31 protein-coding genes and 2 pseudogenes are annotated in these 24,084 nt (G+C 62.0%); 21 read left to right on the top strand and 12 right to left on the bottom strand.

Going from position 1 to position 24,084, the window contains the following annotated elements; all coding sequences use genetic code 11:
* Nucleotides 1-39 precede the first annotated feature (39 nt).
* Nucleotides 40-1,203: a hypothetical protein gene (locus tag ACSBLW_RS09370; protein ID WP_435259943.1), complete on the top strand. Its 1,164-nt coding sequence runs from the start codon at nucleotides 40-42 to the stop codon at nucleotides 1,201-1,203.
* Nucleotides 1,204-1,266: 63 nt separating this feature from the next.
* Nucleotides 1,267-1,968, top strand: coding sequence for an OmpA family protein (locus tag ACSBLW_RS09365; protein WP_435259942.1), 702 nt, complete (start codon nucleotides 1,267-1,269; stop codon nucleotides 1,966-1,968).
* A gap of 164 nt (nucleotides 1,969-2,132) precedes the next feature.
* Here the strand turns inward: ACSBLW_RS09365 and ACSBLW_RS09360 are convergent.
* The 6 genes and pseudogenes from ACSBLW_RS09360 to ACSBLW_RS09335 all read right to left on the bottom strand — a co-directional run bounded on the left by ACSBLW_RS09360 (nucleotide 2,133) and on the right by ACSBLW_RS09335 (nucleotide 5,921).
* Nucleotides 2,133-2,830, bottom strand: a pseudogene (locus ACSBLW_RS09360) (VIT1/CCC1 transporter family protein).
* Nucleotides 2,831-3,160: 330 nt separating this feature from the next.
* Nucleotides 3,161-3,490, bottom strand: a complete 330-nt coding sequence (locus ACSBLW_RS09355; RefSeq protein WP_435259941.1) for a chaperone modulator CbpM — start codon at nucleotides 3,488-3,490, stop codon at nucleotides 3,161-3,163.
* Nucleotides 3,487-4,431 carry a DnaJ C-terminal domain-containing protein gene (locus ACSBLW_RS09350; RefSeq protein WP_435259940.1) on the bottom strand — a complete coding sequence of 315 codons (945 nt, stop codon included), beginning with the start codon at nucleotides 4,429-4,431 and terminating at the stop codon, nucleotides 3,487-3,489. The genes ACSBLW_RS09355 and ACSBLW_RS09350 overlap by 4 nt, the downstream gene beginning before the upstream one ends.
* 281 nt (nucleotides 4,432-4,712) lie before the next feature.
* Nucleotides 4,713-5,099, bottom strand: a complete 387-nt coding sequence (locus tag ACSBLW_RS09345) for a phage holin family protein (protein WP_435259939.1) — start codon at nucleotides 5,097-5,099, stop codon at nucleotides 4,713-4,715.
* Entirely contained in the window at nucleotides 5,099-5,410 is a 312-nt protein-coding gene (locus ACSBLW_RS09340; RefSeq protein WP_435259938.1) for a hypothetical protein, read from the bottom strand. Before ACSBLW_RS09340 ends, ACSBLW_RS09345 begins: the two co-directional genes overlap by 1 nt.
* 91 nt (nucleotides 5,411-5,501) lie before the next feature.
* Nucleotides 5,502-5,921 (bottom strand): cupin domain-containing protein, encoded by a 420-nt coding sequence (locus ACSBLW_RS09335; RefSeq protein WP_435259937.1) that lies wholly within the window; start codon nucleotides 5,919-5,921, stop codon nucleotides 5,502-5,504.
* Between the two features lie 247 nt (nucleotides 5,922-6,168).
* Between ACSBLW_RS09335 and ACSBLW_RS09330 the strand changes: the two genes are divergently transcribed.
* From ACSBLW_RS09330 to ACSBLW_RS09290, 9 genes and pseudogenes are all read left to right on the top strand, one after another.
* Nucleotides 6,169-6,690: a hypothetical protein gene (locus ACSBLW_RS09330; RefSeq protein ID WP_435259936.1), complete on the top strand. Its 522-nt coding sequence runs from the start codon at nucleotides 6,169-6,171 to the stop codon at nucleotides 6,688-6,690.
* A gap of 63 nt (nucleotides 6,691-6,753) precedes the next feature.
* Nucleotides 6,754-7,116 carry a hypothetical protein gene (locus ACSBLW_RS09325; RefSeq protein WP_435259935.1) on the top strand — a complete coding sequence of 121 codons (363 nt, stop codon included), beginning with the start codon at nucleotides 6,754-6,756 and terminating at the stop codon, nucleotides 7,114-7,116.
* Between the two features lie 114 nt (nucleotides 7,117-7,230).
* A pseudogene (locus tag ACSBLW_RS09320) lies at nucleotides 7,231-8,254 on the top strand (IS3 family transposase); the annotation flags it as partial.
* Between the two features lie 30 nt (nucleotides 8,255-8,284).
* On the top strand, nucleotides 8,285-8,629 hold the full coding sequence (locus tag ACSBLW_RS09315; protein ID WP_435259934.1) for a hypothetical protein: 345 nt from the start codon (nucleotides 8,285-8,287) through the stop codon (nucleotides 8,627-8,629).
* A gap of 127 nt (nucleotides 8,630-8,756) precedes the next feature.
* A complete protein-coding gene (locus ACSBLW_RS09310) occupies nucleotides 8,757-8,954 on the top strand; it encodes a hypothetical protein (RefSeq protein WP_435259933.1) in 198 nt (65 codons plus the stop codon).
* Nucleotides 8,955-9,351: 397 nt separating this feature from the next.
* Complete coding sequence (locus tag ACSBLW_RS09305) at nucleotides 9,352-9,987, top strand: OmpA family protein (protein WP_435259932.1); 636 nt, start codon at nucleotides 9,352-9,354, stop codon at nucleotides 9,985-9,987.
* Nucleotides 9,988-10,078: 91 nt separating this feature from the next.
* Nucleotides 10,079-10,252: a CsbD family protein gene (locus ACSBLW_RS09300; protein WP_435259931.1), complete on the top strand. Its 174-nt coding sequence runs from the start codon at nucleotides 10,079-10,081 to the stop codon at nucleotides 10,250-10,252.
* A 117-nt stretch (nucleotides 10,253-10,369) separates the two neighbouring features.
* Nucleotides 10,370-10,510: a hypothetical protein gene (locus tag ACSBLW_RS09295; RefSeq protein WP_435259930.1), complete on the top strand. Its 141-nt coding sequence runs from the start codon at nucleotides 10,370-10,372 to the stop codon at nucleotides 10,508-10,510.
* A gap of 74 nt (nucleotides 10,511-10,584) precedes the next feature.
* A complete protein-coding gene (locus ACSBLW_RS09290; RefSeq protein WP_075786270.1) occupies nucleotides 10,585-10,749 on the top strand; it encodes a DUF3309 family protein in 165 nt (54 codons plus the stop codon).
* A 25-nt stretch (nucleotides 10,750-10,774) separates the two neighbouring features.
* On the opposite strand, the gene ACSBLW_RS09285 is transcribed toward ACSBLW_RS09290, so the two are convergent.
* On the bottom strand, nucleotides 10,775-11,503 hold the full coding sequence (locus tag ACSBLW_RS09285; RefSeq protein WP_435259929.1) for a Crp/Fnr family transcriptional regulator: 729 nt from the start codon (nucleotides 11,501-11,503) through the stop codon (nucleotides 10,775-10,777).
* Nucleotides 11,504-11,655: 152 nt separating this feature from the next.
* Here ACSBLW_RS09285 and ACSBLW_RS09280 point away from each other — a divergent pair, with 152 nt between their 5' ends.
* The 10 genes from ACSBLW_RS09280 (at nucleotide 11,656) to ACSBLW_RS09235 (ending at nucleotide 19,991) form a co-directional block, all read left to right on the top strand.
* Nucleotides 11,656-11,892, top strand: a complete 237-nt coding sequence (locus ACSBLW_RS09280) for a hypothetical protein (RefSeq protein WP_435259928.1) — start codon at nucleotides 11,656-11,658, stop codon at nucleotides 11,890-11,892.
* A gap of 90 nt (nucleotides 11,893-11,982) precedes the next feature.
* Nucleotides 11,983-12,315, top strand: a complete 333-nt coding sequence (locus ACSBLW_RS09275; RefSeq protein ID WP_435259927.1) for a hypothetical protein — start codon at nucleotides 11,983-11,985, stop codon at nucleotides 12,313-12,315.
* 6 nt (nucleotides 12,316-12,321) lie between these two features.
* The gene (locus tag ACSBLW_RS09270; protein WP_435259926.1) at nucleotides 12,322-12,456 is read left to right on the top strand and encodes a hypothetical protein; all 135 of its coding nucleotides are present in this window, start codon (nucleotides 12,322-12,324) and stop codon (nucleotides 12,454-12,456) included.
* On the top strand, nucleotides 12,453-13,763 hold the full coding sequence (nhaA, locus tag ACSBLW_RS09265) for a Na+/H+ antiporter NhaA (protein WP_435259925.1): 1,311 nt from the start codon (nucleotides 12,453-12,455) through the stop codon (nucleotides 13,761-13,763). Before ACSBLW_RS09270 ends, nhaA begins: the two co-directional genes overlap by 4 nt.
* Nucleotides 13,764-13,853: 90 nt before the next feature.
* Nucleotides 13,854-14,051, top strand: coding sequence for a hypothetical protein (locus ACSBLW_RS09260; RefSeq protein WP_435259924.1), 198 nt, complete (start codon nucleotides 13,854-13,856; stop codon nucleotides 14,049-14,051).
* Complete coding sequence (locus ACSBLW_RS09255; RefSeq protein ID WP_435259923.1) at nucleotides 14,048-14,452, top strand: DUF302 domain-containing protein; 405 nt, start codon at nucleotides 14,048-14,050, stop codon at nucleotides 14,450-14,452. The genes ACSBLW_RS09260 and ACSBLW_RS09255 overlap by 4 nt, the downstream gene beginning before the upstream one ends.
* Before the next feature lies 1 nt (nucleotide 14,453).
* Entirely contained in the window at nucleotides 14,454-15,137 is a 684-nt protein-coding gene (locus ACSBLW_RS09250) for a TVP38/TMEM64 family protein (protein ID WP_435259922.1), read from the top strand.
* Nucleotides 15,138-15,204: 67 nt separating this feature from the next.
* Nucleotides 15,205-17,538 (top strand): heavy metal translocating P-type ATPase, encoded by a 2,334-nt coding sequence (locus tag ACSBLW_RS09245; RefSeq protein ID WP_435260083.1) that lies wholly within the window; start codon nucleotides 15,205-15,207, stop codon nucleotides 17,536-17,538.
* Nucleotides 17,539-18,394: 856 nt separating this feature from the next.
* Nucleotides 18,395-18,589 (top strand): helix-turn-helix transcriptional regulator, encoded by a 195-nt coding sequence (locus tag ACSBLW_RS09240; RefSeq protein WP_435259921.1) that lies wholly within the window; start codon nucleotides 18,395-18,397, stop codon nucleotides 18,587-18,589.
* A gap of 118 nt (nucleotides 18,590-18,707) precedes the next feature.
* The gene (locus tag ACSBLW_RS09235) at nucleotides 18,708-19,991 is read left to right on the top strand and encodes an AAA family ATPase (protein ID WP_435259920.1); all 1,284 of its coding nucleotides are present in this window, start codon (nucleotides 18,708-18,710) and stop codon (nucleotides 19,989-19,991) included.
* Between the two features lie 628 nt (nucleotides 19,992-20,619).
* Here ACSBLW_RS09235 and plsY read toward each other — a convergent pair.
* From plsY to ACSBLW_RS09210, 5 genes are read right to left on the bottom strand one after another with little or no spacing between them, the layout of a single operon-like run.
* Entirely contained in the window at nucleotides 20,620-21,225 is a 606-nt protein-coding gene (gene plsY / locus ACSBLW_RS09230) for a glycerol-3-phosphate 1-O-acyltransferase PlsY (RefSeq protein ID WP_435259919.1), read from the bottom strand.
* Nucleotides 21,226-21,239: 14 nt separating this feature from the next.
* On the bottom strand, nucleotides 21,240-22,517 hold the full coding sequence (gene pyrC, locus ACSBLW_RS09225; RefSeq protein ID WP_435259918.1) for a dihydroorotase: 1,278 nt from the start codon (nucleotides 22,515-22,517) through the stop codon (nucleotides 21,240-21,242).
* Entirely contained in the window at nucleotides 22,514-23,071 is a 558-nt protein-coding gene (locus ACSBLW_RS09220) for an aspartate carbamoyltransferase catalytic subunit (RefSeq protein WP_435259917.1), read from the bottom strand. Before ACSBLW_RS09220 ends, pyrC begins: the two co-directional genes overlap by 4 nt.
* Nucleotides 23,068-23,619, bottom strand: a complete 552-nt coding sequence (locus tag ACSBLW_RS09215; protein ID WP_435259916.1) for a hypothetical protein — start codon at nucleotides 23,617-23,619, stop codon at nucleotides 23,068-23,070. The genes ACSBLW_RS09220 and ACSBLW_RS09215 overlap by 4 nt, the downstream gene beginning before the upstream one ends.
* The gene (locus ACSBLW_RS09210) at nucleotides 23,616-24,068 is read right to left on the bottom strand and encodes a hypothetical protein (RefSeq protein ID WP_435259915.1); all 453 of its coding nucleotides are present in this window, start codon (nucleotides 24,066-24,068) and stop codon (nucleotides 23,616-23,618) included. The genes ACSBLW_RS09215 and ACSBLW_RS09210 overlap by 4 nt, the downstream gene beginning before the upstream one ends.
* Nucleotides 24,069-24,084 lie beyond the last annotated feature (16 nt).

The raw sequence follows: 24,084 nt of genomic DNA, 5'->3' as shown, positions 1-24,084 counted from the left end.
AGGGTTTTCAGACAGTCGCAACATTCTAGGAGAGTCGAGATGATGACTTCCAAATCGCGCAACACAACTACGGCAATTCTCGCGATGTTGTCGCTGATGCAACCGCTGCCGGCTTCGGCGCAGGCCCTTACGGGCGCCAAAGATAACGAAAACGGAGCGATGTCGGATCGGAAGGAGCGTCGCGACCGTATAGAGGCCCGTTCGTTCGAAGAGATTTGCGCCGAGGCAATGGTTGCAGATCCGCGCGCTTGCGAAGCCCTGATCCGCGACCTTCGGGCAAAGGCCGATGTCGAAGCCCGAGCAGCGACCGACAAAGCCGGACAGGCGGTGATCGAAGCCGAGGCTGCGGGAAAACTGGTGGATGAGGCCAAGGGCTATGAAAAAGGTGAGGCCAAGGCAGAGGCAGCGAGGCTTGCCCGCCAGGCGGATGTCGCCGCAGACCAGGCCAGGGTGGCGACTGAAACCGCCGAAATGCTGGCTGCTCAGGCACAAGCGGCTGCACAGGCCGCGGAATCAGCCGAGGCCGCCGCCGCCGAGCAAGCGCGGTTTGATACCGAAGCCGAGGCCGCCACGGCTGCCGCTGCACAAACCGCGGATGACGAGGCGCAAGCGAGGGCCGAAGCTGCCGCACATGCGCAGGCCGAGGTGAATTCTAAAGCCGCGGCTGTCGGGGATGAGCAAGCCCGGTCCGAGGCCGAGGCAAAGGATATGGCGGACGCCAAGGCCGCAACAGAAGCAGACACCCTTGCTGGCGACCAACAAACGGTAGAAGACACTACCGACGCAGCGTCTGAACGACCCGCTCCTGCCGCGAGCACGGACGACTGCCCGGCCCAGGTCATCGCTGCGCACGCAACTATCCGGTGCGTCGATGCGCTGACGTCCGACGCCATTGCGGCGATTGCGGCCGGGTCCGACGCTGGGACCGAGGCGCAGGTCGAGGTGATCACGGAGACCGTCACGGAAAGCACGCACCGCTCCAGCAACGAGGAATTCGACCAAATCAACCCGGCTGAGGAAACCGCGGGCGAAGAGACAGGCGCCACCGCCTCGAGCGATGCGGCGATGGCGCAGCCCGACACCGGTCTGACCGATCTTGAAAAGGCGGGCCTGATCTTCTTGGGCGCTGTTGCTGTCGGGGCGATCCTGTCCAACGGTCAACGGGTAGAGACGAACACCGGCGATCGGGTGATCGTGACGTAGGACGACGGGTCCTTCCGGGTTCTGAAAGATGACGATGCGCTGCTTCGCCAGCCCGGATCGGAAGTGCGCACGGAACGTTTCAACGATGGTTCGACCCGCACCATGGTGACGCGTGCCGATGGCACCCGAATCGTCACCATCCGCGATTCCACGGGACGCGCGCTGCGCCGCGTGCGCATCGACCCGGACGGGCGCGAATATCTGATGATCGACGACACCCGCACCTTCGAGCCCGTGAACGTCCAGGAGTTGCCCAGTCCTGCCCAGGACGCTTACGACTATCGGGAGGCATCCGACGCTGAAAGCCTGCGCCTGGCACTACTTGCCGCCGAGAGGCGCTACATCGGTCGCAGTTTCAGCCTGCGCCAGGTGCGGGAATATGCCGAAGTGCGCGCACTGGCGCCTATGATCAACCTGCAGGCCATCACTTTTGCGACGAACTCTGCCGCGCTTCAGCCGTCGCAGGCAGAACAACTGCGGGAGATGGGTCTGTTGATGCGCGAGTTGATCGCAAAGGATCCGACCGAGTTATTCCTTGTCGAAGGCCATACCGATGCGGTGGGAAGCGCAGGCTACAACCTGCTTCTGTCGGATCGGCGGGCGGAGTCGGTGGCGTTGGCCTTCAGCGAGTATTTCGGGGTTCCCACCGAAAACATGGTCGTTCAAGGCTATGGCGAGAGCTTTCTGCAGGTTCCTACCCAGGAGGCTGAAAGGGTGAACCGACGTGTTGCTGTCCGCCGCATCACGCGGCTTCTGTATCGCTAGTGAAGGGCTGCGCACCAGCGGCAGGCGTCATTATGCCGTAATCGAGCGTGTGGGTTGGTGACGCTCGATCATTCCATGCCTAACTTGCCGGTGCAGGGCTCGAGCTTTCGTGACAAGAAACCAGTGGCGACGGCCACCCCATCTCTATCCGGAGACCAAAGCGGCTACCCCACGGCAACCCCGAACACCGCCCCGATGGCGGCTGTCGCGGCCATGGCCAGCGCCCCCCAGAACGTGACCCTTAAGGCTCCGCGAACCATGCCGGCTCCGCCAGCAGACGCGCCCAATCCACCGAGGATCGCGAGGCCAACGATCGACGAGGCCGCCACCAGAAGACCGATCTGCGCTTCCGGCACAATCAGCGTAACGATCAGCGGAAGTGCGGCGCCCATGGCGAAGGTAAGCGCCGATACCAGCGCCGCCTGGATCGGGCGCTGTCACGGTTTCCGATATGCCGAGTTCGTCACGGGCATGCGATCCGAGCGCGTCGCGTTCTGTCAACTGTTGGGCCACCTGCGCGGCCAGGTCGCTGTCGAGCCCGCGGTCGACATAGATCCGGGTCAGTTCATCGAGTTCGGTCTCCGGCGTTTCCTCGAGTTCTCGGGTCTAGCGCGATGTCCGCTCGCTCTGCGTCGGTCTGAGAACTGACCGAGACGTATTCGCCCGCCGCCACGGACATCGCACCGGCCACGAGCCCGGCAAGCCCCGCGATCAACACTTCGGGTTTTCCCGATCCGGCCGCCGCCACGCCCACAATCAGGCTCGCGGTCGAGACGAGACCGTCGTTGGCCCCGAGAACGGCCGCCCGCAGCCAGCCGATGCGATGCACCATGTGAATTTCGGAATGCGTGAGGCGGCTCATGGCCTGGTTCCTTGTCCAATGTTGGCCTATACTGAGAGGACAGGCTGTGGTGGCGGAGCCGCCGGCTCCTTCAGCGCGACGCGCCGCGCGCGAGAGGCGGGCCGGCAGGGCGACGGGCACGGCCAGAACCTGCGGACAGGGCGTGACGACGACCAGCACGGCAACAGCTCGCATCGGACGCCACATTGCCGTCCACGTACACCACGTCGCCCGCCGGATCAGGAGGCGGTCGCAATCGCGTCGAGCGGGATCTCCTCCAGCCCGCGATTCCGTTGCCGGGTTTCCGAGGCAAACGACCAGGCCGTGGATCTGGATGCCGAAAGAGACCATTCACAGCCGCCCCAGCTCGTCCCTGAGCCTGGCTTGCAGGTCTTTTGGCAGAGCATCTATCGCGCGACCAAGGGTTGCCAGTTCCTGGCGCGCGGCGTGCAACTGGTCGATGAGCGAAATCACGACGCCGAGCCCCGCCTCGTCGAGTTCGAGATCCTGCGAGAGGTCGCAAAGCAGTTCCAGGCGCGCGATGTCAACGCGTCGAAAGACATAGCCGCTTGCGTCACGCTGCGGCCGTACGAGGTCGCTCTGCACGAATTGGTAAAGCTGGGCGCGCGTCAGCCGCGTTACGGTGGCGACGACGTCCGCCTCGGTAAACAGGTCTGTCATGTCCCGGCCCCCTTCATCAGGTCGACCCGCGGATCATAGGCGTGTGTCTTGCGCCATTCGGCGAGGAAATCGCGCAGGCCGTCATCGGTCTGCGGCGGAGCGACGATCCGAAGCTCGACCTTCTGGTCGCCTTTCGTCTTGCCCCGCGGATGCGCAATGCCACGTCCACGCAGTCTGAGCACCTGGCCGGAATTTGCGCCCGGCGGAACTGTCAGGCTGACGCGACCGTCGATTGTCGGAACCAGCGCCTTGCCGCCGAGAATGGCCTCATCGATGGTGATCGGCAGCGTCAGCAGGATATCGTCGCCATCGCGCCGGAACACCGGATGAGGTTGGACGAAGACGGTGATCAGCGCATCCCCGGCAGGCCCGCCACCCATGCCCGGCGCCCCCTTGCCGCGCAGCCGCAGCGTCTGGCCGTCTTCGGTGCCCTGGGGGATCCTGACCGCAAGGCTCTGGCCATCCGGCAAGGTGATCCGCGTCTCGGCGCCCCGCGCCGCATCCAAGAAGGGAACCTCGAGCGAATAGCGCAGGTCCGTGCCGGCCGCCGAAAACCCGCCGCCGCCAAAATCATTGCCGGGCTGCCGCGCGCGATTGCGCAGGATTTCCGCGAAGATATCCGCCGGATCCGCATTCGGTCCGAACCCGCGCCTTTGCTGGTAGGTATTGTCCGCCGCATCTGCGAAATCGCGGTAATACTCGCGCTGAGCACGGTCTGCGCCGAGGCCGTCGATCTCGCCGGCATCGTAGCGCGCCCGGGTCTCGGGTTCTTTGAGGATGTCGTAGGCGCCGGAGATGGCCTTGAACCGCGCTTCGGCGTCGGGGTCATCAGGGTGAAGATCCGGGTGGCTGGTGCGCACCAACTTGCGATACGCCTTCTTGATGTCATCGGCCGTTGCGGTCTTCTTGATGCCGAGGGCTTCGTAGGGATCGTTGAGCATCGAGACTCCTTATCGGCCGCTCCTGAGCATCGCGACGGAATGGCGCGCAAGCGAGCTCAATCCTTGAATAATACAATGGTTGAGAGAGGTTCTTCGCTGATCCATATCAATGCGGGACATTTCCTTGCACCGAGCCACCCCGGCGGGGGTCAGGCCGGAGCCGGTGGTCCGTCAAGTCGCGCCCTGTATGAGAGCCGGGTGATGGGATTGCCGTTCGGGGTATAGGCCGCTGGCAGAGCGCCGGAGCTCTCGCCCCCGGTTGGATGACCGCACATGCACTGTCAGTCCCGCTTTTCCTTGCCCAAGTATCGGGCCAGGACGAACGCTGCGGTGAAGGCGATTTCGGAGGCGGCATCGGTTGCCTCCTTTCCCTGTGCCCCGGGTTGCTTCATCGACGGGTCATCCGGGTCATGTTTCGACAACTGCCTTTGCGCGAGGAGCACGAGGCCCGCTGATAGCACAAGGTATCCGAGGCCAATCACGAGTGCCGCGGATCCATGCCCGATGGCCGCGCCGAGCGTGAGATAGGCCCAAGCCGTCAGGAACCCGACGCCAGTGGCACCGATCAGTCCACCGGCCAGGGCCAGCAGGACCGGCAACAGCAGTTTCCGAACGTCCATCCGGACGTCTCGGCCAATGCTGTGTACCATTTCATCGAGAATACCCATCAACGTCGCGACAGGGCGCCCACCAGAAACCCCGCCATCGCCGCGAGGCCGATCGTCATCAAAGGGTGTGCCGCGACGGACTCCTCCAGCTGTTCCTCGGCAGAGCGACCCCTCGCCACGGCATAATGCCTCGCTTCGCTAAGGCCTTCCGCGATGTCCGCGGCCATGCTTCTGCCACGACGTTCCGCGATGGCGCTGACGGTCTCTGCCAGCCGGGACATGTCTTCCCGTAGGGCGGCCAGTTGCTCGCTGATCGCATCGTATTCACTGGCAGCGGATGCGCCCTTGGCTGTCTTGCTGTCGTTTCCCATGTTGTCCTCCATTGGTTTCGAGTGGTTCGGATGCCAATCCACGGCGCTTGCCGCGGGGCTGGCAAAGCGCAAGGTGGCCGGCCGGATTGGCCTAGACCCGAACGACCTCGGGCGCCTGCTCGCTGGTCTCGCCCGAGAAAGCTTCTTCTGCGGCATCCGCCTCGGTCTTTGTTTTCTGAACCAGCTTGTCGCGGTGATGCGGAGGGCCGTAGATCGTGTAGAGCTTGAGCACGTCATGCCCTGTGCAGATCACGTTGTGATGCGCCCCCGCCGGCACGACGATGCCATCGCCGGCTTTGACCTTGTGGGTCACGCCCTCGATCACGACCATGCCCTTGCCGTCTTCGATGCGAAAGAACTGGTCGGTATCGGCGTGGATTTCGCCGCCGATTTCTTCACCCGGATTGATGGACATCAGGACCAGCTGCAGCTTCGATCCTGAATAGAGCACGCGCCGGAAATCGGTGTTCTTTTCCGTCAGGTCTTCGATATTGGCGACATAGCCTATCATTTGGCACCTCCCCAATTGTTGCGTCGTCTGGACTTGCGACAGGATCATGCCTGCCGCAGACGGAGGTCCGGCGCACTAATCTGAGTCAGCGACACCTTGAGGCGCGCCGCCAATGGGTTCACTTTGCCGTGAGCGACTCCCGCCACCAAAGGCGCGGTGACACCTACAACTTTCGCAACGTAGGTCTGCGCCTGAACTAATGGACCCACATTGATCTGCGTCAGCACAACGCGGCGCGTTTTCCGTCATGTTGGTCGTTACCAAAGGTGTGGCACCCGCCCGTTTTGGTTCGACCGGCGCCATGACATCGGCCAATCCGGCCCATGCAAACGGCGCAAGCAAGGATCCAGCAATGGCCTACGCCCCGACGCAACTTGGACAAGACCCGCAATTTGAGCCGTTTCTGTACGCGCCCTTTGGTGAAGATCGACGCGGAAGCAGCGTCACCGTTCTGTCGATGCTCGCCCGGCTCGGCGTCGACCCATGGAGCGAAGCCTCGGAGCTTTCCAGGCTGCCCGTAGCGGCGGCAAGGCAAAGGTTGGAGGCGCTGATGACACGTTTTCATGACGTACCGACCCCTGTTCCGGATCGGAGCAGGGTTGTCTCGGGTCTTCTTGCCCTGCTGCCGAGGCGGGCGACGACGGCAAGCTCGCCCCAGGACGGCACTTCGGCCAAGCTTGCGCTGCCGCCGCAGGGATCCCCATTCTACTGGATCATCGCGGCAGCCCTGTTCGTTGGCTGGGTCGCCATGCTCGCACAAGGCCAGTGAGATGTGCCCCTGCGCGAAACAGCCATCACACAGCACAACCGCCAATCTTGAAAGGAGCCTTGAATGACTGCAGATGACACCCTCTGGGATCTGGAAGAACGCTTCTGGACACAAGGCGCTGACAGTGCGCGTCACGCCACGGCAAAAGGCGCTGTCTTCGTCTTGCCGTACCCTGCAGGCATTCTTCAGGGCGATGCGCTCTGGAGAGAAAAAGACGTCGCCCAACGGTGGCGTTCGGTCGTGATGAGCGAGCGTTACCTCTCACAACAGAACAACATTGCCGTGTTGGCCTATCGTGTCTCTGCCGAACGGGGCGACGAGCCGATCTATGAGGCGCTCTGCACCTCGACCTACCTGAACGACGACGGCAAATGGCTACGGCTGGCGCATCAGCAGACGCCAACCGGGGATGTGCGCGAAGGGTGAACTTGGGAAGGTCCGCTACGAACCCAAAGCGGTCGGAGCGCAATCCCGTGCGAAGCTCATGCAGCAAGTGCTGCACTTTGCTTTGCTATCAGCGGTCCTTCGCGATTCGACCCGAAGAACGATCAGCTCCGGAAGGCTGTGTCGGATCTCATGCTGGAGAAGCTGATCCTCAAGGAGGCCGCCTCGGGAACCGAAGGTCTGCGCCAGCGAAACTTCTGAACCCCGCCCGCCGTCGTGCCTGTGTGGACCACGTCCGGCAGACGTTCCGCGTCTCGGAACGGTTTGCCTGTCGTGTGCTCGGCTAGCATAGATCGACCCAGCGGAAGGTGCCGGGCGGGCGTCCCGACGAGGATGCGCTCACCGTCGACATCCTCGCGCTTGCCTCGGAGTATGGCCGGTATGTCTATCGCTGGATCACCGCCCCTTTGCGCGATGCTGGCTGGTCCGTGAACGTGAAGCGTGTCGAACGCCTCTGGCGGTGGGCGGGGCTAAAGGTTCCCCAAAGGCAACCGAAGAGAAGCCGTCTCTGGCTCAACGGCGGATCGTGCATCCGTCTGCGGCCAGAGCAGCCCAACCATGTCTTGTCCTACGACTTCGTCGAGAGCCGGACCCATGATGGGAGGAAGTTCCGGATGCTCAACCTGATCGACGAGTTCACACGGGAGTGCCTGGTGATCCATATCGATCGGCGGATGTCATCGACATTATGTCGGACCAGTTTATCCTGCGCGGCGTCACGGGTCACATCAGGTCCGACAACGTCCTACGTCGGGAAGAAGCGCTGCCGACAGGTTATGGCCCGGAGTTCGTGGCGAAGGCGGTGAGAGAGTGGATCGCCGCCGTCGGAGCCAGGACCGCGTACATCGAGCTAGGGTCGCCTTGGGGGACCGGATACTGCGAGAGCTTCAACGCAAAGCTCAGGGACGAGCTTCTCAATGGCGAGATCTTCTACAGTCTGGCCGAGGCGAAAATCGTGATTGAGAGCTGGCGTCGGCACTATAACACCAAGCGCCCGCACTCCTCGCTGATTTATCGACCGCCGGCTCCCGATGTCGTCTCATGGCCGGCTTCGCCATCCGGAGCCGCTTCGCCGACCACGCCCGCCCTAGCGCCGAGGCCCGTCATGTACCAAGATTGAAACCGGATCACTCGATTGGGGCAGGTCAGAGTGCTGGCGGAATTCGTGAAGCGAGGCGGCATTACTGAGTTCAATGCCCCGGTCCACAGCGAGAACACAGCAATGCCGGGGCTTCTGGATCAATTCGGCGGAGCTCAAACAGCACTTGGCGATACTAATATTGATTTAACTTTTCCTCTATCCGCCATTTCTGGGCCTATTTCCAAGTCATCGGCTGCCAAACGCGAAACACTGGGTGGAGCGGCGCGGAAAATCGTCAAGCAGACCTCGGCCAAACTCCGCCGTTTTGTGTACGACCAACCGGAACTACTGGGAATTGCGGCTCCAGACCAACCTACATCAGTATGGCTCGATGACGGCGGTGCAATAGTCTGATCGTCCGCCGAACATCGGTGGGCATCTACCAGTCCGAGTGAGCCTGAAACACGTGGGGCAAGCTGTTCCCTCGTCCCCATGTCCTGCGTGTTTCTCGTTTCCGGACCGTCCAGGAAAGGACAATCCAATGACACCCGAAACCAACAAATCGGCCAATGTTGCCGACAAGATGAAAACCGTGAAGGCCGCGTGGGACAACGCGCCCGCGGGCCCCAAGAAAGATGCGGCGCTGAAGCATTACCAGGCGGCCGAGAAGGCCCATACGGCCAACAACGACGCCGAAACACACAAGTCCCTCGACGCTGCGACTCACGCTCTCGCGTGATGTAACGACGTGTCTGCCCGGCCTTACAAGCCGGGCCGATGCAGACGGGGAACCAATTCAGGGTTTCCCATTCAATTCTTCGAAGCCATTTAATGCGGTGCCGATTTGACGTTTCGGGTGGCCGGTCATTCTGGCCGTGCCACCCGACTTTTATTTGGCTATTTGGAGACTCTCAGGGGCAATCCTGGTCGCGGACCATTAATTCTCCGCCGCCATGGCCTGGGATCACAGCGTAACCGCGTCAATTGGGTCTGGCGACGCGACAGCTTTCTTTTCCAGGGGCTAATCAGGGTTAGTGCGGCTCTTGGAACGACAAGCGAAAAAGACTCAATTGCCGGGTTCGGAACATGGCACCACGTCATCTTCTGGAAAGGCTCCCTTAATAAGGACAAGTTCCATGATCAAGATTGCCGGAATTCCCTCAGCCGCAACCGTCATCGCTCTGACCGGCTGCACCTACAACGATGGAACGGCCAACCAGCCGGCAACGGGTGCAATCATCGGTGGTGTGACAGGAGCGGCCATTGGAAACGCCATTGGAGATGACACGCGCTCCACCATCATCGGCGGAGCAATAGGTGCTGCGGTGGGCGGTGCCATCGGGGCGAATATTGCGCAACAGGAACGCGAGTTGAAGCAACAACTGGCGGGCAGCGGCGCAGTCATCACCAATACCGGCAGCCAGTTGCGCGTCATCCTGCCCGAAGGCGTGACCTTCACGACCGGATCCGCTACGGTGGCTTCCGCCTTCCTTCCAGCCCTGCGTGAAGTCGCGCGCTCGCTGAACGCGCACCCGAACTCGACGGTCCGTGTCGTGGGTCATACCGACAATGTAGGCTCTGCCGCCTACAATCAACAGTTGAGCGAGGATCGGGCGCTAGCCGTTGCGCGCATCCTGATCAGGGACGGCGTCTCCTCGTCGCGGATAACTTACTCCGGACGAAGCTTCTACGAACCAATCGCGACGAACGCCACTGCTACAGGCAGGGCCCAGAACCGCCGGGTCGAAATCGTGATTACGCCGACGCGCTGACCTTAATCAGCACAAGATCGAGGTAGTAGTTGCAGGATACTCTTGGTCATCATGCGTTGTTGCGGCCACAAGCGTTGGAAAGGGGAATGCAATGGACAAGGATCGCATAGTCGGTTCCGCAAAGCTGCTCAAAGGTAAGGCCAAAGTTGCAGTTGGCAAAGCGATTGGCGACGAGAAACTCGAAGCGGAGGGGCGAGCCGACAAGGTCGAGGGCAAGGTCCAGAACGCGGTCGGCGGCATCAAGGATACGATCCGTGACGCCTAAAGAACCCTGTCCTTTGCGCGTGCCATTTCTTCAGGGTATCTGGGTTGGTAGCAAGGCCGTGCTCTGGCATGCCTCCGCCTTCTCTTCAGGTGCCGAATGGCGGCAGGAGGCATGTAAATGAGCCGGAACTCGCTTCTCATGCTGATCGGAGTGCTCGCCGCCTGCCTCATCGGGGCAGGCTATCTGTACTATCAGGAACGCGAAAGCGGCATCGATATCGAGATCAACGAAGACGGTGTCAGCATCAAGGGCAACTGAAGCGCCCCGTAAGGACACGGTCACCACCGAAGCGCACCCCCTATCGGGCACGCGCCGACAAAGGAGAAAGCAATATGTCGCTTGGTACAATTCTGGTCATAATTCTTGTCATTTTTCTGCTCGGCGGGTTCAGCGGGCGCTTCGGGGGTTACGGCTATGGCTTCGGACATGCCGGGACAGGTGTCCTAGGCACGATCCTCATCATCGTGGTCATCCTTATGCTGCTTGGCCGCATCTGATCTCCGAGCTGCGTCTCCTCCGGCTTCAGGCAAGCACAGGCCCCGCGTGATCCAGGTATTCCGGATCGAAGTTGGCGAAATCCGCCAACCGGCCATAATCATGAAATTCCACGTGAGCGTCACGAAAAGTCACCAATCCGCTCTCGCGTAGCTGCCGCAGGACTCGGTTCACGTGAACCGCGCTAAGCCCCAGCGCATCCGCCAAATGATACTGGGTAAGCGGGCAGCCGTATCCTTCCCTGCTTCCCATGCCGACCAACGCCAGCCTCGACCCCAGCTCCAGAAGGAAATGCGCCGTGCGCTCAGCGGCGTTCCGACGCCCAACATCCACCAGATGCTCAACCACCATGGCCTCGTCCCGGGAGGCAACCCATAGAAACGCGGTGGCCAGCCGGGGCGTGCGCGCAAATGCGTCTAGAAGGTCGGCGACATGAATTTCTGTCACCTCGATGTCCGTCACCGGCTCGATGCTGTGATCCGAGACATACAACAGGACGCTGCGCAGCCCCAAGAAGTCGCCGGGGATCTGGAAATCCACGATCTGGCGCTGACCATCCTCAAGAAGCTTGTAGGAACAGGCCCAGCCAGAGGCGAGGATATAAGCGGCCTGATCCGATTGCCCCTGATGAACAAGATCCCGCCCGGCCACAAAGGTGCGGCGGCGCTTGTGCAAAGACGCAAGCACCGACAATTCAGGGTCCGACAGGGCGACGAATGCGCCCAGCTTTCGGACAATCGGAGTGTTTTCGATCATTTGTTCCCTCACTGCGGCTGACGAACCCTTAGCTAAAGTAGTCGCAGCGACGACTGATGTGGATCAGCGCAGTATAGCAGATTCCTTGCCAGTCTGCTCTGCAAGCAGCGGGCGCCTTTCGGCGTCGTACATGCCGGAAAGGTCAAGACCTCATGACGGACGATCATACCTATTCAGGCATGGCAGCCCTCTCAGTTTGCGAGGCCCTGCTCCTCGCACTTAACGACGCCGGGATATTGCCCGAGAAAGAGATCGTGGGTGTTCTGACGGATGCCGCTACCACCCACGAGAACGCCGTTGGATCCGCGGCCGATGTCGAAAGGCACAAGGCTGCGGCAGCATCGATCCGAAGGATCATTGCTGGGGGAAATTCGGTTCGCAGGGGGTGACTCTGCAGATGGCGCGCCTGGTTCAGGCCAAGATGGTGCACGCACCAAGTTCGGAGAGCAGGCCCCGTTACCCACATAAGGAGGAAAACCATGAAACATCACGAAAAACCTAAGTCCCGGTCCCCGGAGGTCTTTGACGAAACCGGCAAACACAAGCTCGGGAAGGCCGTAAAAGAAGAACCGCAAGCACCCGACGACGGCGCTCAAAAGATCGACCGACCCGGTTTTGATTTGAGTGGCTTATCTTACGACACACATGCCGGAACGGGTTTGGGTCTAGGTGCTGATGCGTCCGATACAGCCGGTGACAGACGGCTTCCCGGGCGCCGGCCCGACAACAAGCTAACCATCCCTCGCTGGGGTGGAGCCGAGCCAGATGGCACGACCGAACCTGCCAGGAAACCGTCGGGCAGCAAAACGTAGGCCCCGATGAACGCCCTGCAGATCGGCACGCTTCTGATTGTGTTCGCCGGCGTGTTCGGAGCGGTAAATCACATCGTCTTCCGCCTGCCATCTGCTATCGGCATCCTGATCACGACCCGAAAAGGTATGCTTCTCCCGTGATCGATACTCATCAAGGCCTGCCCCATGAGGCCGCCGACAGCATAACGAAACCATTCGCACGCTTCTTGAAGATCGAAGCGGCAGCTGGTGGGTTCCTGCTCCTGGCTGTTCTGCTGGCTTTGGGGCTGGCCAACTCGCCGTGGCAAGAAGGCTTTCTTCGTTTCTGGGAGACCCCCATCGGCCTCACATTCGGCTCGTTGGATTTCACCCATACTCTGCGGCACTGGATCAACAACGGTCTGATGACTCTTTTCTTCTTCGTGCTTTCTCTGGAACTGAAGCGCGAGTTGGTGCTTGGCGAATTACGAAACCCTCGACAGGCCACCCTGCCGTTCATGGGCGCCTTGGGTGGCATGATCGTGCCGGTCTCTCTGTATCTTATGCTGATGTCCGGCCAGCCCGGTATGCACGGCTGGGGAACTGTTATGGCAACCGATACGGCCTTCGTGATCGGGTGTTTGGCGCTCTTCGGAAGCCGGATCCCGCCCACCTTGCGATTGTTCCTGCTGTCTCTGGCCATCTTTGACGATGTCGGTGCGATCCTCGTGGTCGCCTTCGGTTACGGTGAGGCGTTGAAGTGGTCGACTCTCGCATTGGGCTGTCTGGGGATAGGTATCGTCGCAGGCGCCTCGCGGGTCGGGATCAGAAGTGTGCCGGTGTATTTCCTTATGGGAGTGGCGGTCTGGCTTTGCTTCGACGCCTCCGGCGTCCACGCGACCATTGCAGGTGTCATTCTGGGCCTGATGACGCCAACGCGCATATGGGTGAGCGATGCCCGCCTGCGGGCGATCCTCGGGCGAGTACTAGCTGTTTCGCCCGGCGATCGTCGACAAGGAGATGCCGCAAGCCACCGCGACCTGCGTCAAGCCGGCACAGCGGTCACCGAGTCGCTCTCACCAGTCGAGCGTCTCGAGATGATGCTGCACCCTTGGGTCGGCTTTGCAATCATGCCGATCTTCGCGCTGGCAAATGCCGGCATCACGATTCAGGGTGCGGATTTTGCACAACCGGTCTCCCTTGCGATTATTGTCGGCCTGGTGTTGGGAAAACCGATCGGTGTCTTCGGGTTCAGCTGGATTGCTGTCCGATCCGGCCTGGCGCTCCTCGCGCCGGGTTTGTCTTGGCCGTTCGTTGTGGCTGGCTCGTTTCTGGCGGGAATCGGTTTCACGATGTCGCTGTTCATCGCCGGACTCGCATTCGAAAGTTCCGTCCTAAATGCAGCAAAGCTGGGTATTCTCGTCGGATCGGCGCTCTCGGCGACACTCGGCATCTCGCTGCTGATTTGGCTCACCTTGCGGAGAAGGTAACGAAAACACAAAGCCGGTGCGCTGCGCGACCTCGTTCATGTACAATGACTGTCCATCGTCGATGTCGACGCAAATCAGTTCTGATATGCCTTGCTACCCAATGTTGCTGCAATAGCCGACAACGCAGAGCAACGTGCAGCAACTGCCCTTAAGCAAGGGAACACGAATTGGAACGACATCGGCTACGGAATGGGTTTCGGGGTGGGGGTAGGCTGGCCGTTTGGCCTTTTGATCCTTGTGTTGGTGCTTTTGGCCATAGAGGCGCTGATCAAATATCTTCGGGAATGAGAAAAAAGGACTTCGTAATGTACACGATCAATCGCGTGATCTCTGGCGCAAGTATCGACGACATTGACTCTCGTGCGCGCAAGGCGCTGGCGGATCAGGGTTTCGGCGTCCTGACCGAGATCGACGTCAAGGCGACGATGAAAAAGAAGCTCGATGTCGACATGGCGGCCTATCGCATCCTCGGAGCCTGCAATCCGAAGATGGCGTATCACGCCATCGGGATCGAGCCACGGGTAGGCGCGATGCTGCCGTGCAACGTCATCCTGCGCGAGATTGAGGATGGCGTCGAGGTCAGCGCCATCGACCCGGTGGCCTCGATGCAAGCGATCGAGAATGCCGACCTGACGGCCGTTGCGGGCGATGTGCGCGACCTTCTGGCCAAGTCCATCGCGGCAATCTGAGATGACTTTGCGCACCACCATTCTTGCGGCGCTTGCGATTCTCGGGATCGGGCTGCTCGGTGTCTGGCAGTTCGCACCTGCGGTATTCGCCGATCTGCGCGGCCTGATGGGAGGAGAGCGGCTAGAGACGCTGGTCGCGCGGGCGGGTCTCTGGGGGCCGGTCCTGATCGTCACGCTGATGACACTCGCGGTCGTGGCGAGCCCGATCCCGAGCGCGCCCATCGCCCTGGTCGCCGGTGCGGCCTACGGGCATGTCTGGGGAACGGTGCAGGTCGTGATTGGCGCCGAACTCGGGGCACTGATCGCGTTCGGCCTCGCGAGAGTTCTGGGACATGATGCCCTGCGACGGGTCTTTGGTGACCGCGTCGATGCCGGGCTGCTCGGCTCGCAGACCGCGTTGACCGCGACGGTCTTCGCCAGCCGCCTGATGCCGTTCATGTCTTTCGACATGATCAGCTACGCTGCGGGGTTCAGTCGCCTGCACGCCTGGCGGTTCGCCCTCGCGACGCTGGCCGGCATCATTCCGGCTAGCTTCCTGCTCGCCCATTTCGGCGGCGAGGCGGTCAGCGGAGACTTTGGGCGCGGGACCTGGGCAGTGTTTGGTCTCGGCCTCGTGACGGGCCTACCGATGCTCTGGGTGGCGATACGGAGAAGGCCTGAAGAGTGCGTTCCCGACCAAAATTGAAAAGGGATTGACCTTCCAACCGCTGGAGGTTGCAAGCCGAAACGAAATACCGAAAGGCTGGCAGACCATGGAGCAAGATCACCATCACGCAGCGCCCGTCATTCCGGCGGGGGCGCATACCGCAACGGACCCGGTCTGCGGGATGACGGTTGCAGTCAATCCCGATGGACGTCGCGCCGAATTCAAGGACGAGACGTTCCACTTCTGCTCAGAGAAGTGCCAGACGAAGTTCAAAGAGGATCCGTGGTTCTACGCCTCGGGCCGCGCTGCCGGGCGGAAAAAAGCCGCTCTGGCCAAGGTCCAGTACACCTGCCCGATGCATCCCGAGATCGTGCGCGACGCGCCTGGGTCCTGCCCGATCTGCGGCATGGCGCTGGAGCCGATGGTCCCCTCGGACGAGCCCAGCGAGGAGCTGACTGACTTCACGCGGCGGATGTGGATCTCGGCTGCCGCCGCAGTGCCGCTCATCATCCTGACCATGGGCGAACTGGTCGCCCTGCCGGTGCGCGACTGGATCGGGCATCAGACGGCCAGCTATCTCGAGTTCCTGCTGGCCACGCCGGTCATCATCTGGGCTGCCTTGCCCTTCTTCCGGCGCGGCTGGGATTCGATCCTGAACCGCAGCCCGAACATGTGGACGCTGATCAGCCTCGGCGTGGCGGCGGCCTACGTCTACTCGATCGTCGCCACCTTCCTGCCGGGTGTCTTTCCCGAACAGTATCGAATGGGCCATGGCGTCGGCACCTATTTCGAGGCGGCGGTCGTGATTGTGGCGCTGGTCTTCGTGGGTCAGGTTCTCGAGTTGCGGGCGCGCGAACGCACCGGTGACGCGATCCGCGCGCTCCTCGATCTCGCACCCAAGACCGCACGGCGCGTCCTGCCGGACGGCACGGAATACGACGCGCCGCTCGACAACATCATGGAGGGCGATCGGCTTCGCGTACGCCCGGGCGATGCTGTCCCGGTCGACGGCACAGTGATCGAAGGCCGATCGTCCCTCGATGAAAGCATGCTGACCGGAGAGTCCATGCCAGTGGAGAAGGGCCCGGGCGACAGTGTGACCGGGGCCACGATCAACAAGAACGGCTCTCTGGTGATCGAGGCGGCCAAGGTCGGGTCCGATACCGTGCTGGCGCAGATCGTATCGATGGTGTCGAACGCGCGGCGGTCCCGCGCGCCGATCCAGGGGCTGGCCGACCGGGTGTCGGCGGTATTCGTGCCGACGGTCGTGGTCATCGCCGTCGTCGCTTTCATCGTCTGGCTGGCCGTCGGCCCAGAACCCGCGCTGGTGTTCGCGATCGCTTCGGCGGTGTCCGTCCTGATCATCGCCTGCCCCTGCGCGCTTGGCCTTGCGACGCCGATCTCCATCACTACGGCAGCGGGGCGCGGCGCACAGGCGGGCGTGCTGATCAAGGACGCCGAGGCGCTGGAGCGTATGGCGTCTGTCGATACGCTCATCGTCGACAAGACAGGCACGCTGACCATGGGCAAGCCGAAGCTTACAGACGTTGTGGCGCTTGACGACATCGCCGAAACCGACCTGCTGTCGCTGGCCGCAGCGCTGGAGCGCGGCTCGGAGCACCCTCTGGCCGAAGCGATCGTCGAGGGGGCCGAGGCGCAGGGCGCCACGCGCCGGGACGCCGCCGATTTCGCTGCCGTCACCGGCAAGGGCGTCCGCGGCAAGGTCGGCGGGCGTGCGGTGGCGCTCGGCAACGCGGCAATGATGCGGGAGATGGGTCTGGACACGGGCGCCGCCGAAGCCCACGCCGACACCCTGCGCGCCGAGGGCAAGACGGCGATGTTCGTCGCTCTCGATGGCGCGGTAGCCGGAATCGTGGCGGTTGCCGACCCGATCAAGGACTCGACCGCACAGGCGATCCGCGAACTTCATGCCCAGGGGCTGCGGGTCATCATGGCGACCGGCGACAACGAGCGCACGGCGCAGGCAGTGGCAGGCAAGCTCGGGATCGACGAAGTGCGCGCAGGCGTGCTGCCCGAAGCAAAGAAGGACCTGATCGACCAGTTGCGCCGAGAGGGCCACAAAATCGCGATGGCGGGCGATGGGGTGAACGACGCGCCCGCGCTGGCCGCCGCGGACGTCGGCATCGCCATGGGAACGGGCGCAGATGTGGCGATGGAAAGCGCCGGCATAACTCTGCTGGGCGGCGACCTGATGGGCATCGTCCGGGCGCGTAAACTCGCTCGCGCCACCCTGCGCAACATCAAGCAGAACTTGTTCTTCGCCTTCGCTTACAATGCCCTTGGCGTGCCAATTGCGGCAGGACTGCTCTACCCTGTCACCGGCCTTCTGCTCTCGCCGATGATCGCTGCAGCTGCCATGAGCCTGTCGTCGGTTTCGGTCATCTCCAACGCGTTGCGACTGCGGCGGGTCGGTCTCTGAGGGAGGACCGATGACCGACAAATCGAACCGCTGGGCGGACGTCTAGAACGTGATCCGGATGGTGAAGTTATGGCAGAGCTCGCCGATCCGGGAGATCGCGCGCTGCCTTCCGAAGCAACTTTGTGTTTGAACGAGACGCGACCCGTTTCAAGGCGGCGACACCTCTGACGCGGCGCCTTGGAGAGGCTCATGAGAGGCCTTCGCCCAAAGTGCTCGAACAACAATTCGTTGCACGTGAATCGGCAGGCACAAGATGTGGATTGACAGTTATGACCCCGGAACGTATGATTCTCAGTATCATCTATAACCGTGCCCAGATGATGAAGCCCGCGCCAAATTGGTTGCGGGCTTTTCCATGTGGCCCCCACCCCCATAGGTTCTTCCCAAGTGGTTTTACCATGCGGGGACGCGAGGCTCACAGGGTCCGGGGCGCTTAACAAAACCGCAAGCCTAAACAGCGGGCGGCTTAACAAGCTGTTCATGGGCCTCGGCCGACCGTAGGAAGACACCACCGTTCGGCTGACCGGTTGCCTTTTTGCCAGCGGAGCGTAGCTCGCGTCGCATCAAGGTGCTGTCCCAGCTGGCTGGCAGCCGCTCGATGCACTTTTCGTACAGGGCTAACCGTATCGCTTCGATCCTTCGGAGCCTTCCTCGTTTTGAGTCTTCCACCGCTCCTCGAGCGAGCTGAGGGGGAAAGGCAGCCTCTACGAGAGCCAGCCTCCACCGAGGCCTGAGCCGCGTCTCCGACACATCCGACAACAACTCGCCGCTCACCGCAGCCGTCACGGATGGCTGCGCCCAGACCTGCATTCAAGACCGATCAAGACCCACTGACGACCAGACCATGGAGTTTCGCATGCTAAAAGATCGCATCATTCGCCCGCCTGAAGTGCTGAAGCGTACCGGGTTTTCCCGGTCATCCTGGTACCGCGCCATGCGGGATGACCCGGAGTTTCCCAAGCCGATCCCGCTGGGCCAGCGGAGCATCGGCTTTGCGGAGTCCGATATCGACAGACTGATCGAGCGGCTGTTGTCAAAGCGTCACGGCTAAGCCCATCGGCAACCCGCAGAAAAATTCCAAGGTTCCCATGACTGTCAATGACCTGGGAAAGACCAACTCTTCCTTGCCGCATTCCGATGCGGAAAGGTCCCGCCACGAGGGAAGATGAATGCCATCTGAGCCACTTGATCCACTACGCCCCTTTCCGCCTGTCGAGGCCTATGAGAACGAGGTCTCGGGTCCTGCTGGAACAACAATCCGAGCGTCTGAACTTGTCTGGCGTCGTCCCGAAGATATCCCGCCGCGCGAATGGCTGTTTGGCCGACATCTCATCAGGGGGTTTCTTTCCATGACTGTTGCACCCGGCGGCGTCGGCAAATCGTCCATGGTGCTGGTCGAAGCTCTGGCTATGGTGACTGGCCTGCCGCTCTTGGGATGCGCGCCACCTTCCCCTTTGCGTGTTTGGGTCTGGAATGGCGAGGATCCGAAGGAGGAACTCGAGCGCCGCATTGCCGCCGCTTGCATCCATTATCGAATAGGCCCGGGTGAGATCGGCGGCAGACTTCTGGTGGATAGTGGAAGAGATGTGCCGATCACCCTGGTCAAGCAATCGGGCGGATCGATCAGGATCGCAGCTCCAGTAGCGAAGCAATTGGAGGCGGCTATTCGGCAGGCCAATGTCGACGTCCTGATCGTTGATCCTTTTGTGACATCGCACCAGGTGCCAGAAAATGACACGACTGCCATGAATGCGGTTGTCGCCACATGGCGCAAGATCGCCGATGCCACGGGATGCGCTGTGGAGCTTGTCCATCATGTCAGCAAAGCCGGGGCGATACATGGCGAGGACATGGGTATCCTCGCCGCGCGTGGCGCCGGGGCAGTCATAGATGGCGTTCGATCTGCACGGCAACTGATCCGGATGAAGCCAGACGAAGCGGCGCGGTTCGGCATCGAGGAAGCCTCAGCTTACTTCCGTGTCGTCATGGGCAAGGCAAAACTTGCCCCGCCAGAGCGTGCCGAATGGCGCAGGATGATTGGCATCCCCCTGAACAATGGTCGCGACGTCTGGGAACAAGGCGATGTTGTGGGGGTGTGCACCGCATGGCAGCCACCAGACGTCTGGGACGGCATCACGCCAGGTGATCTGCAAAGGGTGCAGCGGGCCATTGCCGCATGCGATACACCGCCTTCCGAGAGTGAGCATGCAAGCGGTTGGGTCGGGTTTGTCGTCGCCGATACGCTCGGTCTCGATGCTGCAAGGACCAAGACCAAACCGGAGCGCACCCCAGCACAGAACCACGACCGAGCAAAGATCCGTCGGATGTTGACGGCCTGGATCCAAGCAGGCGCGCTGATCGTGAAGGAAGTTCCGGACACGCGAAACGGGCGCACGAGGAAGATCATCTGCGTTGGCGAGCCGGTTACCGACGCCGATATCAGGGGACACTGATGTGAAATCCGCAGTCAAATCCACTGCGGCGGAGCAACGCGGTTCACTGCGGAAAACGACGACAGGCGGACGGGCGGTATAGACCGCCGCCGCAGTCAATTCCTTTATAGGATCCGACTGCGGCGGCGGATCGTCGGTTGCCCAAGCAGCGGCGCCCTACAAACGTTCAAGCTCAAGCCAGATGACCCACGAATTCCCCCAAAGGCTGGAGGAAGGTTGCTACTGAAGTCACGAGATCAATAACAGTGAGGCTCAAGGCCGGGGTGAAAGATCTGGTATGCGACTTGGAATACAGAGCGGCGTGATCTGCGCATTATGTATTGAAAATCAATATAATGTTCCGCACCAATTCGGGGGCTGTCTGCCCCCCTTCGGACTTTCGCAAAGGGCGAAATCCCATCCCCCCGAGGATATTTCGACCAAGATAAAGGGCGGGGTGGTGGCTGTGACCTTGGGCGCGGGGTGGGCAAAGCGCGGAAAGCCTCGGGTCACAGGGCTGTGGCGGCGGCGCGAAGCCGCGCGCCAGAGGTTCAGAGAGGGCCCATTTGCTGAGGTCGGCCTGATCAGCGGAACATGACTGGGCGGCTTAATGCGCCTTTCGGCCCGCCGGACGCGGCTGTCGGGCGGGTTATTTCTTGCCGATCTTCGGTTCTGTGCCGGCCTTGATGCGGGCGATATTGGCCTGATGTCGCACAAAGATCAGGGCGGCGAGGGCGATGGCGAGAAAGCTCATCTCTTCATAGCCAAGGAGTGTGAGCCAGACCGGAGAGAGGGCGGCGGCGACGAGGGCAGAAAGCGAGGAGATGCGGCTGATCAGGGCGGTGAGAAGCCATGTGGCACAGGCGGCAAGGCCAGCGGGCCAGGCAAGGGCCAAGAGCGTGCCAAGGAAGGTGGCGACGCCTTTGCCGCCCTTGAAGCCAAGCCAGACCGGGTAAAGGTGGCCGAGGAAGGAGAAGAGGCCCGCGACCTGTGCCGCATCCGGGCCGACCATTGCGCGGGCGACCAGAACCGCGATGCCGCCTTTGCCCGCATCAAGGATCAGGGTGGCGAGGGCCGCGGGCTTGTTGCCGGTGCGCAGCACATTGGTGGCCCCGATATTGCCCGAGCCGATCTTTCGCAAGTCGCCAAGGCCGAGGGCGCGGGTGATGACGATGCCGAAGGGGATGGAGCCGAGCAGGTAGGATAGCGCCGCGGTCAGAAGGAGGAGAAGCGGCGCGGAGGTGAAATCGGGCATCGGTTTGTCCCTTGTTATTCTGCTGCGTAGACCTGTTTGCCACCGACAAAGGTTGCCAGAACCTTACCCTCCATCCGCGCCCCGTCAAAGGGAGTGTTCTTTGATTTCGACTTGAGCGTGAAGCGGTCGAGCACGAAGGGGGTGTCGGGGTTGAAAAGGACGAGGTCGGCTGGCGCGCCTTCGGTCGTGCCGCCCTGTTTCAGGCCAAGCCGGCGGGCGGGGTTGAGGCTGAGGGCGCGGAAGAGTTGCGGCAGGGTCAGCTGGTCGGCATGGAAAAGGCGCAGGGCGGCGGGCAGAAGTGTTTCCAGCCCGACAGCGCCGGAAGCGGCATCTTCGAAGGGCAGGCGTTTGGACTCTTCGTCTGCCGGGGTGTGAAAGCTGCCGATGACGTCGATGACGCCGGTGGCGACAGCCTCGATCATCGCGAGGCGGTCGTCTTCCGACCGCAGCGGCGGGGTCAGCTTGAAGAAGGTGCGGTAGTCGCCGACGTCGAGTTCGTTCAGGGTGAGGTGGTGGATCGACACACCGGCGGTCACGTCCAGCCCGTTGGCCTTGGCGCGTTCGAGGGCGGGCAGGCTGCGGGCAGTGGTGATCTGGTCGGCGTGATAGCGGGCGCCGGTCATCTCGATCAGGCCCATGTCGCGGTCCAGCCCGATGCGTTCGGCCATCGGATGCACGGCGGGGATGCCGCGAAGGGAGGAGAACTTGCCCGAGGTGGCAGAAGCGCCTTTGGAAAGCCCCGGTTCTTGTGGGTGGCCGATGACCAAAGCGCCCAAGGATTTCGCATAGGTCAGGGCGCGGGCCAGAACCTTGGTGTCAGGGATCACGCGGGCCGCGTCGGTAAAGGCGATGGCCCCGGCATCAAGCAGGAAGCCGATCTCGGTCATTTCGCGCCCCTCGCGCCCTTTGGTCAGCGCCGCCATGTGGCGGATGCGGACGGGGCTTGCCTCTGCCGCGCGGCGGGTGACGAATTCCAACACTTCGGGCGTGTCGATGGCGGGGTGCGTGTCGGGACGGGCGATGATGGTGGTGACCCCACCTGCGGCGGCAGCAAGCCCGGCAGAGCGGAAGCTTTCGGTGTGGCGTTCGCCGGGTTCACCGATCTTGACACCCAGATCGACCATTCCGGGGGCAAGGCAGGCGCCTTGGCCGTTGATGACCTTTGCGCCCTTGGGGGCAGAGGCCGCGCCGATTGCGGCGATGATCCCGCCATCCAGAACCACAGTGGTTTCGGTGACGCGGTCGCCTTCGGGGTCGATCAGGCGGATGTTGTCAAGAAAGGTCGTGGTCATGGGGTTTCCTGTGGCTCGGCGCCGGATGCGGCGCGCGGGTTCTGGATTTGGCGAATGAGGGACAGGACGTGGCGTCCGTCGGCAATACGGTGAAACCCGACTGGGCGGGTCGACGCGCCGTTCTTGGTATAGTGGCGATCTGTGGCAAAGAAGATGGTGGCCAGATCGCCCTCTTCAAAAATGACCGGAGTATCGGGGCGGATCGGATAGGATTTCAGCTTGCGCCCCATCAGCGGAACGTCTGTTGCGATAAATCCCCGGCGGTTTGTCAGCGTGTACCAAGTGTGACGGCGGAGGAAGGGACCGCCAATCGGGCCAGCCAGCATGATGACAAGGCCAATGGAAAAATGGATCAGGCCGAAGGTCCAGAAATAGTCGCCTGCCTCATAGGCAAGCAGCATCCAGAACAGGGCAAATCCGGCAAAGGCCGCGCCAAAGAGGGCAAAGAACAGATGGGAAAAATGCAGATGGAAGCCTGCATCTGGCCTGCCTTGCCACAGGATCTTTTCGCCCTTGTCCAGAATGCCTTCCCATCCTTGTGGTGTTGTGGTCATCGCAACAGCCTTTCGATCAGGACGATCAGGATGACCACGGAAAAGATCAGCACGGCCCACGGGCTGCGTCGGGACTTGGTTGCCTCTTGCTGCGGATGCGTCAGAAGCTCGGGCCGTTCATTTTCCGGCAGGGACAGGGGGGGGGGCGGGGCATCGTTGCGATGCAAAAGAGCGATGGGGCGCAAACCTTGGGCCGGAGAAAGCCGAACGGGCGCACCCGCAAAAGCTGTGGAATGGATCAGCAGGACATGACCTTTGAGCGCATCCAGTGTTTGTGCATGGGGAGCAAGGTCGGCGCTGCGGATGTCATGGCCGATGCGCAGAAACTCCGACAGGGTGTAGTCGCCGAGATCGGCAATCGCGATCCGCTCGGCATCCTCGTCGAGCAGGGTTTCAAGCCCCAGCAGGGGGGCGAGGTGGCCCGCGTCAATCGGATGCGGCGGAAGGATCGCGGCCAGCTTGGGCTCTGCCGCGTCCAAGGCAAAGACGCGGACGGCCCCGGCCTCGAAGGCGGGCACAGAGAGGAGTGTGGCGGTCTCGGTTGTCATGCCTGTGCCCCGCTGGCCGCGCGGAGGCGCTGTGCCGTGGCCCCTGCGTCGCCAAGGTATTTGATCAGGTGTTTGTCCCCGGATTTCGTCACGATTTGCACCGCGCCAAGGAAGGGGCGGGCAAGGGCGATCTGGGACAGGGGGATGGATCTTGCGCCGGGGCCAAGAAGGCGGCGGTCAGTCAGTTTCCAGGCGTCCGACAGCGCCTCGGAGGCAAGGAAGGCCCCACGGGCGGCGATGGCGATGGCGGCCCCGATCGGCCCCATGACGGGATAGGGATTGCCTTGCCAGACCAGAACCAGCCCAGCCAGCGTGCCAAGGAGCACGGCCATGATCAGATGGCCTTTCCAATAGGTCATGCGGTCGGCGCGGAACTCTGCCACCACCGTTTCGCCGTCCTCGGGCGAAAGGTGGCGTTGCAACAGGCTGTCCGGTTCGATCCGCGCCATGGATCACGCCCCCCAG

Origin of the sequence: Thioclava sp. FR2 (assembly GCF_051200875.1) — a bacterium.
Taxonomy (GTDB): Bacteria; Pseudomonadota; Alphaproteobacteria; order Rhodobacterales; family Rhodobacteraceae; genus Pseudotabrizicola.
This window is presented reverse-complemented; position numbering and strand designations above follow the sequence as displayed.

What these genes read in the sequence shown, in the direction of transcription:
- ACSBLW_RS09370 (WP_435259943.1), top strand. Translation starts at nt 40, where the DNA reads ATGATGACTTCCAAATCGCGCAACACAACTACGGCAATTCTCGCGATG.
- ACSBLW_RS09355 (WP_435259941.1), bottom strand. Translation starts at nt 3,490, where the DNA reads ATGACAGACCTGTTTACCGAGGCGGACGTCGTCGCCACCGTAACGCGG.
- ACSBLW_RS09350 (WP_435259940.1), bottom strand. Translation starts at nt 4,431, where the DNA reads ATGCTCAACGATCCCTACGAAGCCCTCGGCATCAAGAAGACCGCAACG.
- ACSBLW_RS09345 (WP_435259939.1), bottom strand. Translation starts at nt 5,099, where the DNA reads ATGGGTATTCTCGATGAAATGGTACACAGCATTGGCCGAGACGTCCGG.
- ACSBLW_RS09340 (WP_435259938.1), bottom strand. Translation starts at nt 5,410, where the DNA reads ATGGGAAACGACAGCAAGACAGCCAAGGGCGCATCCGCTGCCAGTGAA.
- ACSBLW_RS09335 (WP_435259937.1), bottom strand. Translation starts at nt 5,921, where the DNA reads ATGATAGGCTATGTCGCCAATATCGAAGACCTGACGGAAAAGAACACC.
- ACSBLW_RS09330 (WP_435259936.1), top strand. Translation starts at nt 6,169, where the DNA reads ATGTTGGTCGTTACCAAAGGTGTGGCACCCGCCCGTTTTGGTTCGACC.
- ACSBLW_RS09325 (WP_435259935.1), top strand. Translation starts at nt 6,754, where the DNA reads ATGACTGCAGATGACACCCTCTGGGATCTGGAAGAACGCTTCTGGACA.
- ACSBLW_RS09310 (WP_435259933.1), top strand. Translation starts at nt 8,757, where the DNA reads ATGACACCCGAAACCAACAAATCGGCCAATGTTGCCGACAAGATGAAA.
- ACSBLW_RS09305 (WP_435259932.1), top strand. Translation starts at nt 9,352, where the DNA reads ATGATCAAGATTGCCGGAATTCCCTCAGCCGCAACCGTCATCGCTCTG.
- ACSBLW_RS09300 (WP_435259931.1), top strand. Translation starts at nt 10,079, where the DNA reads ATGGACAAGGATCGCATAGTCGGTTCCGCAAAGCTGCTCAAAGGTAAG.
- ACSBLW_RS09295 (WP_435259930.1), top strand. Translation starts at nt 10,370, where the DNA reads ATGAGCCGGAACTCGCTTCTCATGCTGATCGGAGTGCTCGCCGCCTGC.
- ACSBLW_RS09290 (WP_075786270.1), top strand. Translation starts at nt 10,585, where the DNA reads ATGTCGCTTGGTACAATTCTGGTCATAATTCTTGTCATTTTTCTGCTC.
- ACSBLW_RS09285 (WP_435259929.1), bottom strand. Translation starts at nt 11,503, where the DNA reads ATGATCGAAAACACTCCGATTGTCCGAAAGCTGGGCGCATTCGTCGCC.
- ACSBLW_RS09280 (WP_435259928.1), top strand. Translation starts at nt 11,656, where the DNA reads ATGACGGACGATCATACCTATTCAGGCATGGCAGCCCTCTCAGTTTGC.
- ACSBLW_RS09275 (WP_435259927.1), top strand. Translation starts at nt 11,983, where the DNA reads ATGAAACATCACGAAAAACCTAAGTCCCGGTCCCCGGAGGTCTTTGAC.
- ACSBLW_RS09270 (WP_435259926.1), top strand. Translation starts at nt 12,322, where the DNA reads ATGAACGCCCTGCAGATCGGCACGCTTCTGATTGTGTTCGCCGGCGTG.
- ACSBLW_RS09255 (WP_435259923.1), top strand. Translation starts at nt 14,048, where the DNA reads ATGAGAAAAAAGGACTTCGTAATGTACACGATCAATCGCGTGATCTCT.
- ACSBLW_RS09250 (WP_435259922.1), top strand. Translation starts at nt 14,454, where the DNA reads ATGACTTTGCGCACCACCATTCTTGCGGCGCTTGCGATTCTCGGGATC.
- ACSBLW_RS09245 (WP_435260083.1), top strand. Translation starts at nt 15,205, where the DNA reads ATGGAGCAAGATCACCATCACGCAGCGCCCGTCATTCCGGCGGGGGCG.
- ACSBLW_RS09240 (WP_435259921.1), top strand. Translation starts at nt 18,395, where the DNA reads ATGCTAAAAGATCGCATCATTCGCCCGCCTGAAGTGCTGAAGCGTACC.
- ACSBLW_RS09235 (WP_435259920.1), top strand. Translation starts at nt 18,708, where the DNA reads ATGCCATCTGAGCCACTTGATCCACTACGCCCCTTTCCGCCTGTCGAG.
- plsY (WP_435259919.1), bottom strand. Translation starts at nt 21,225, where the DNA reads ATGCCCGATTTCACCTCCGCGCCGCTTCTCCTCCTTCTGACCGCGGCG.
- pyrC (WP_435259918.1), bottom strand. Translation starts at nt 22,517, where the DNA reads ATGACCACGACCTTTCTTGACAACATCCGCCTGATCGACCCCGAAGGC.
- ACSBLW_RS09220 (WP_435259917.1), bottom strand. Translation starts at nt 23,071, where the DNA reads ATGACCACAACACCACAAGGATGGGAAGGCATTCTGGACAAGGGCGAA.
- ACSBLW_RS09215 (WP_435259916.1), bottom strand. Translation starts at nt 23,619, where the DNA reads ATGACAACCGAGACCGCCACACTCCTCTCTGTGCCCGCCTTCGAGGCC.
- ACSBLW_RS09210 (WP_435259915.1), bottom strand. Translation starts at nt 24,068, where the DNA reads ATGGCGCGGATCGAACCGGACAGCCTGTTGCAACGCCACCTTTCGCCC.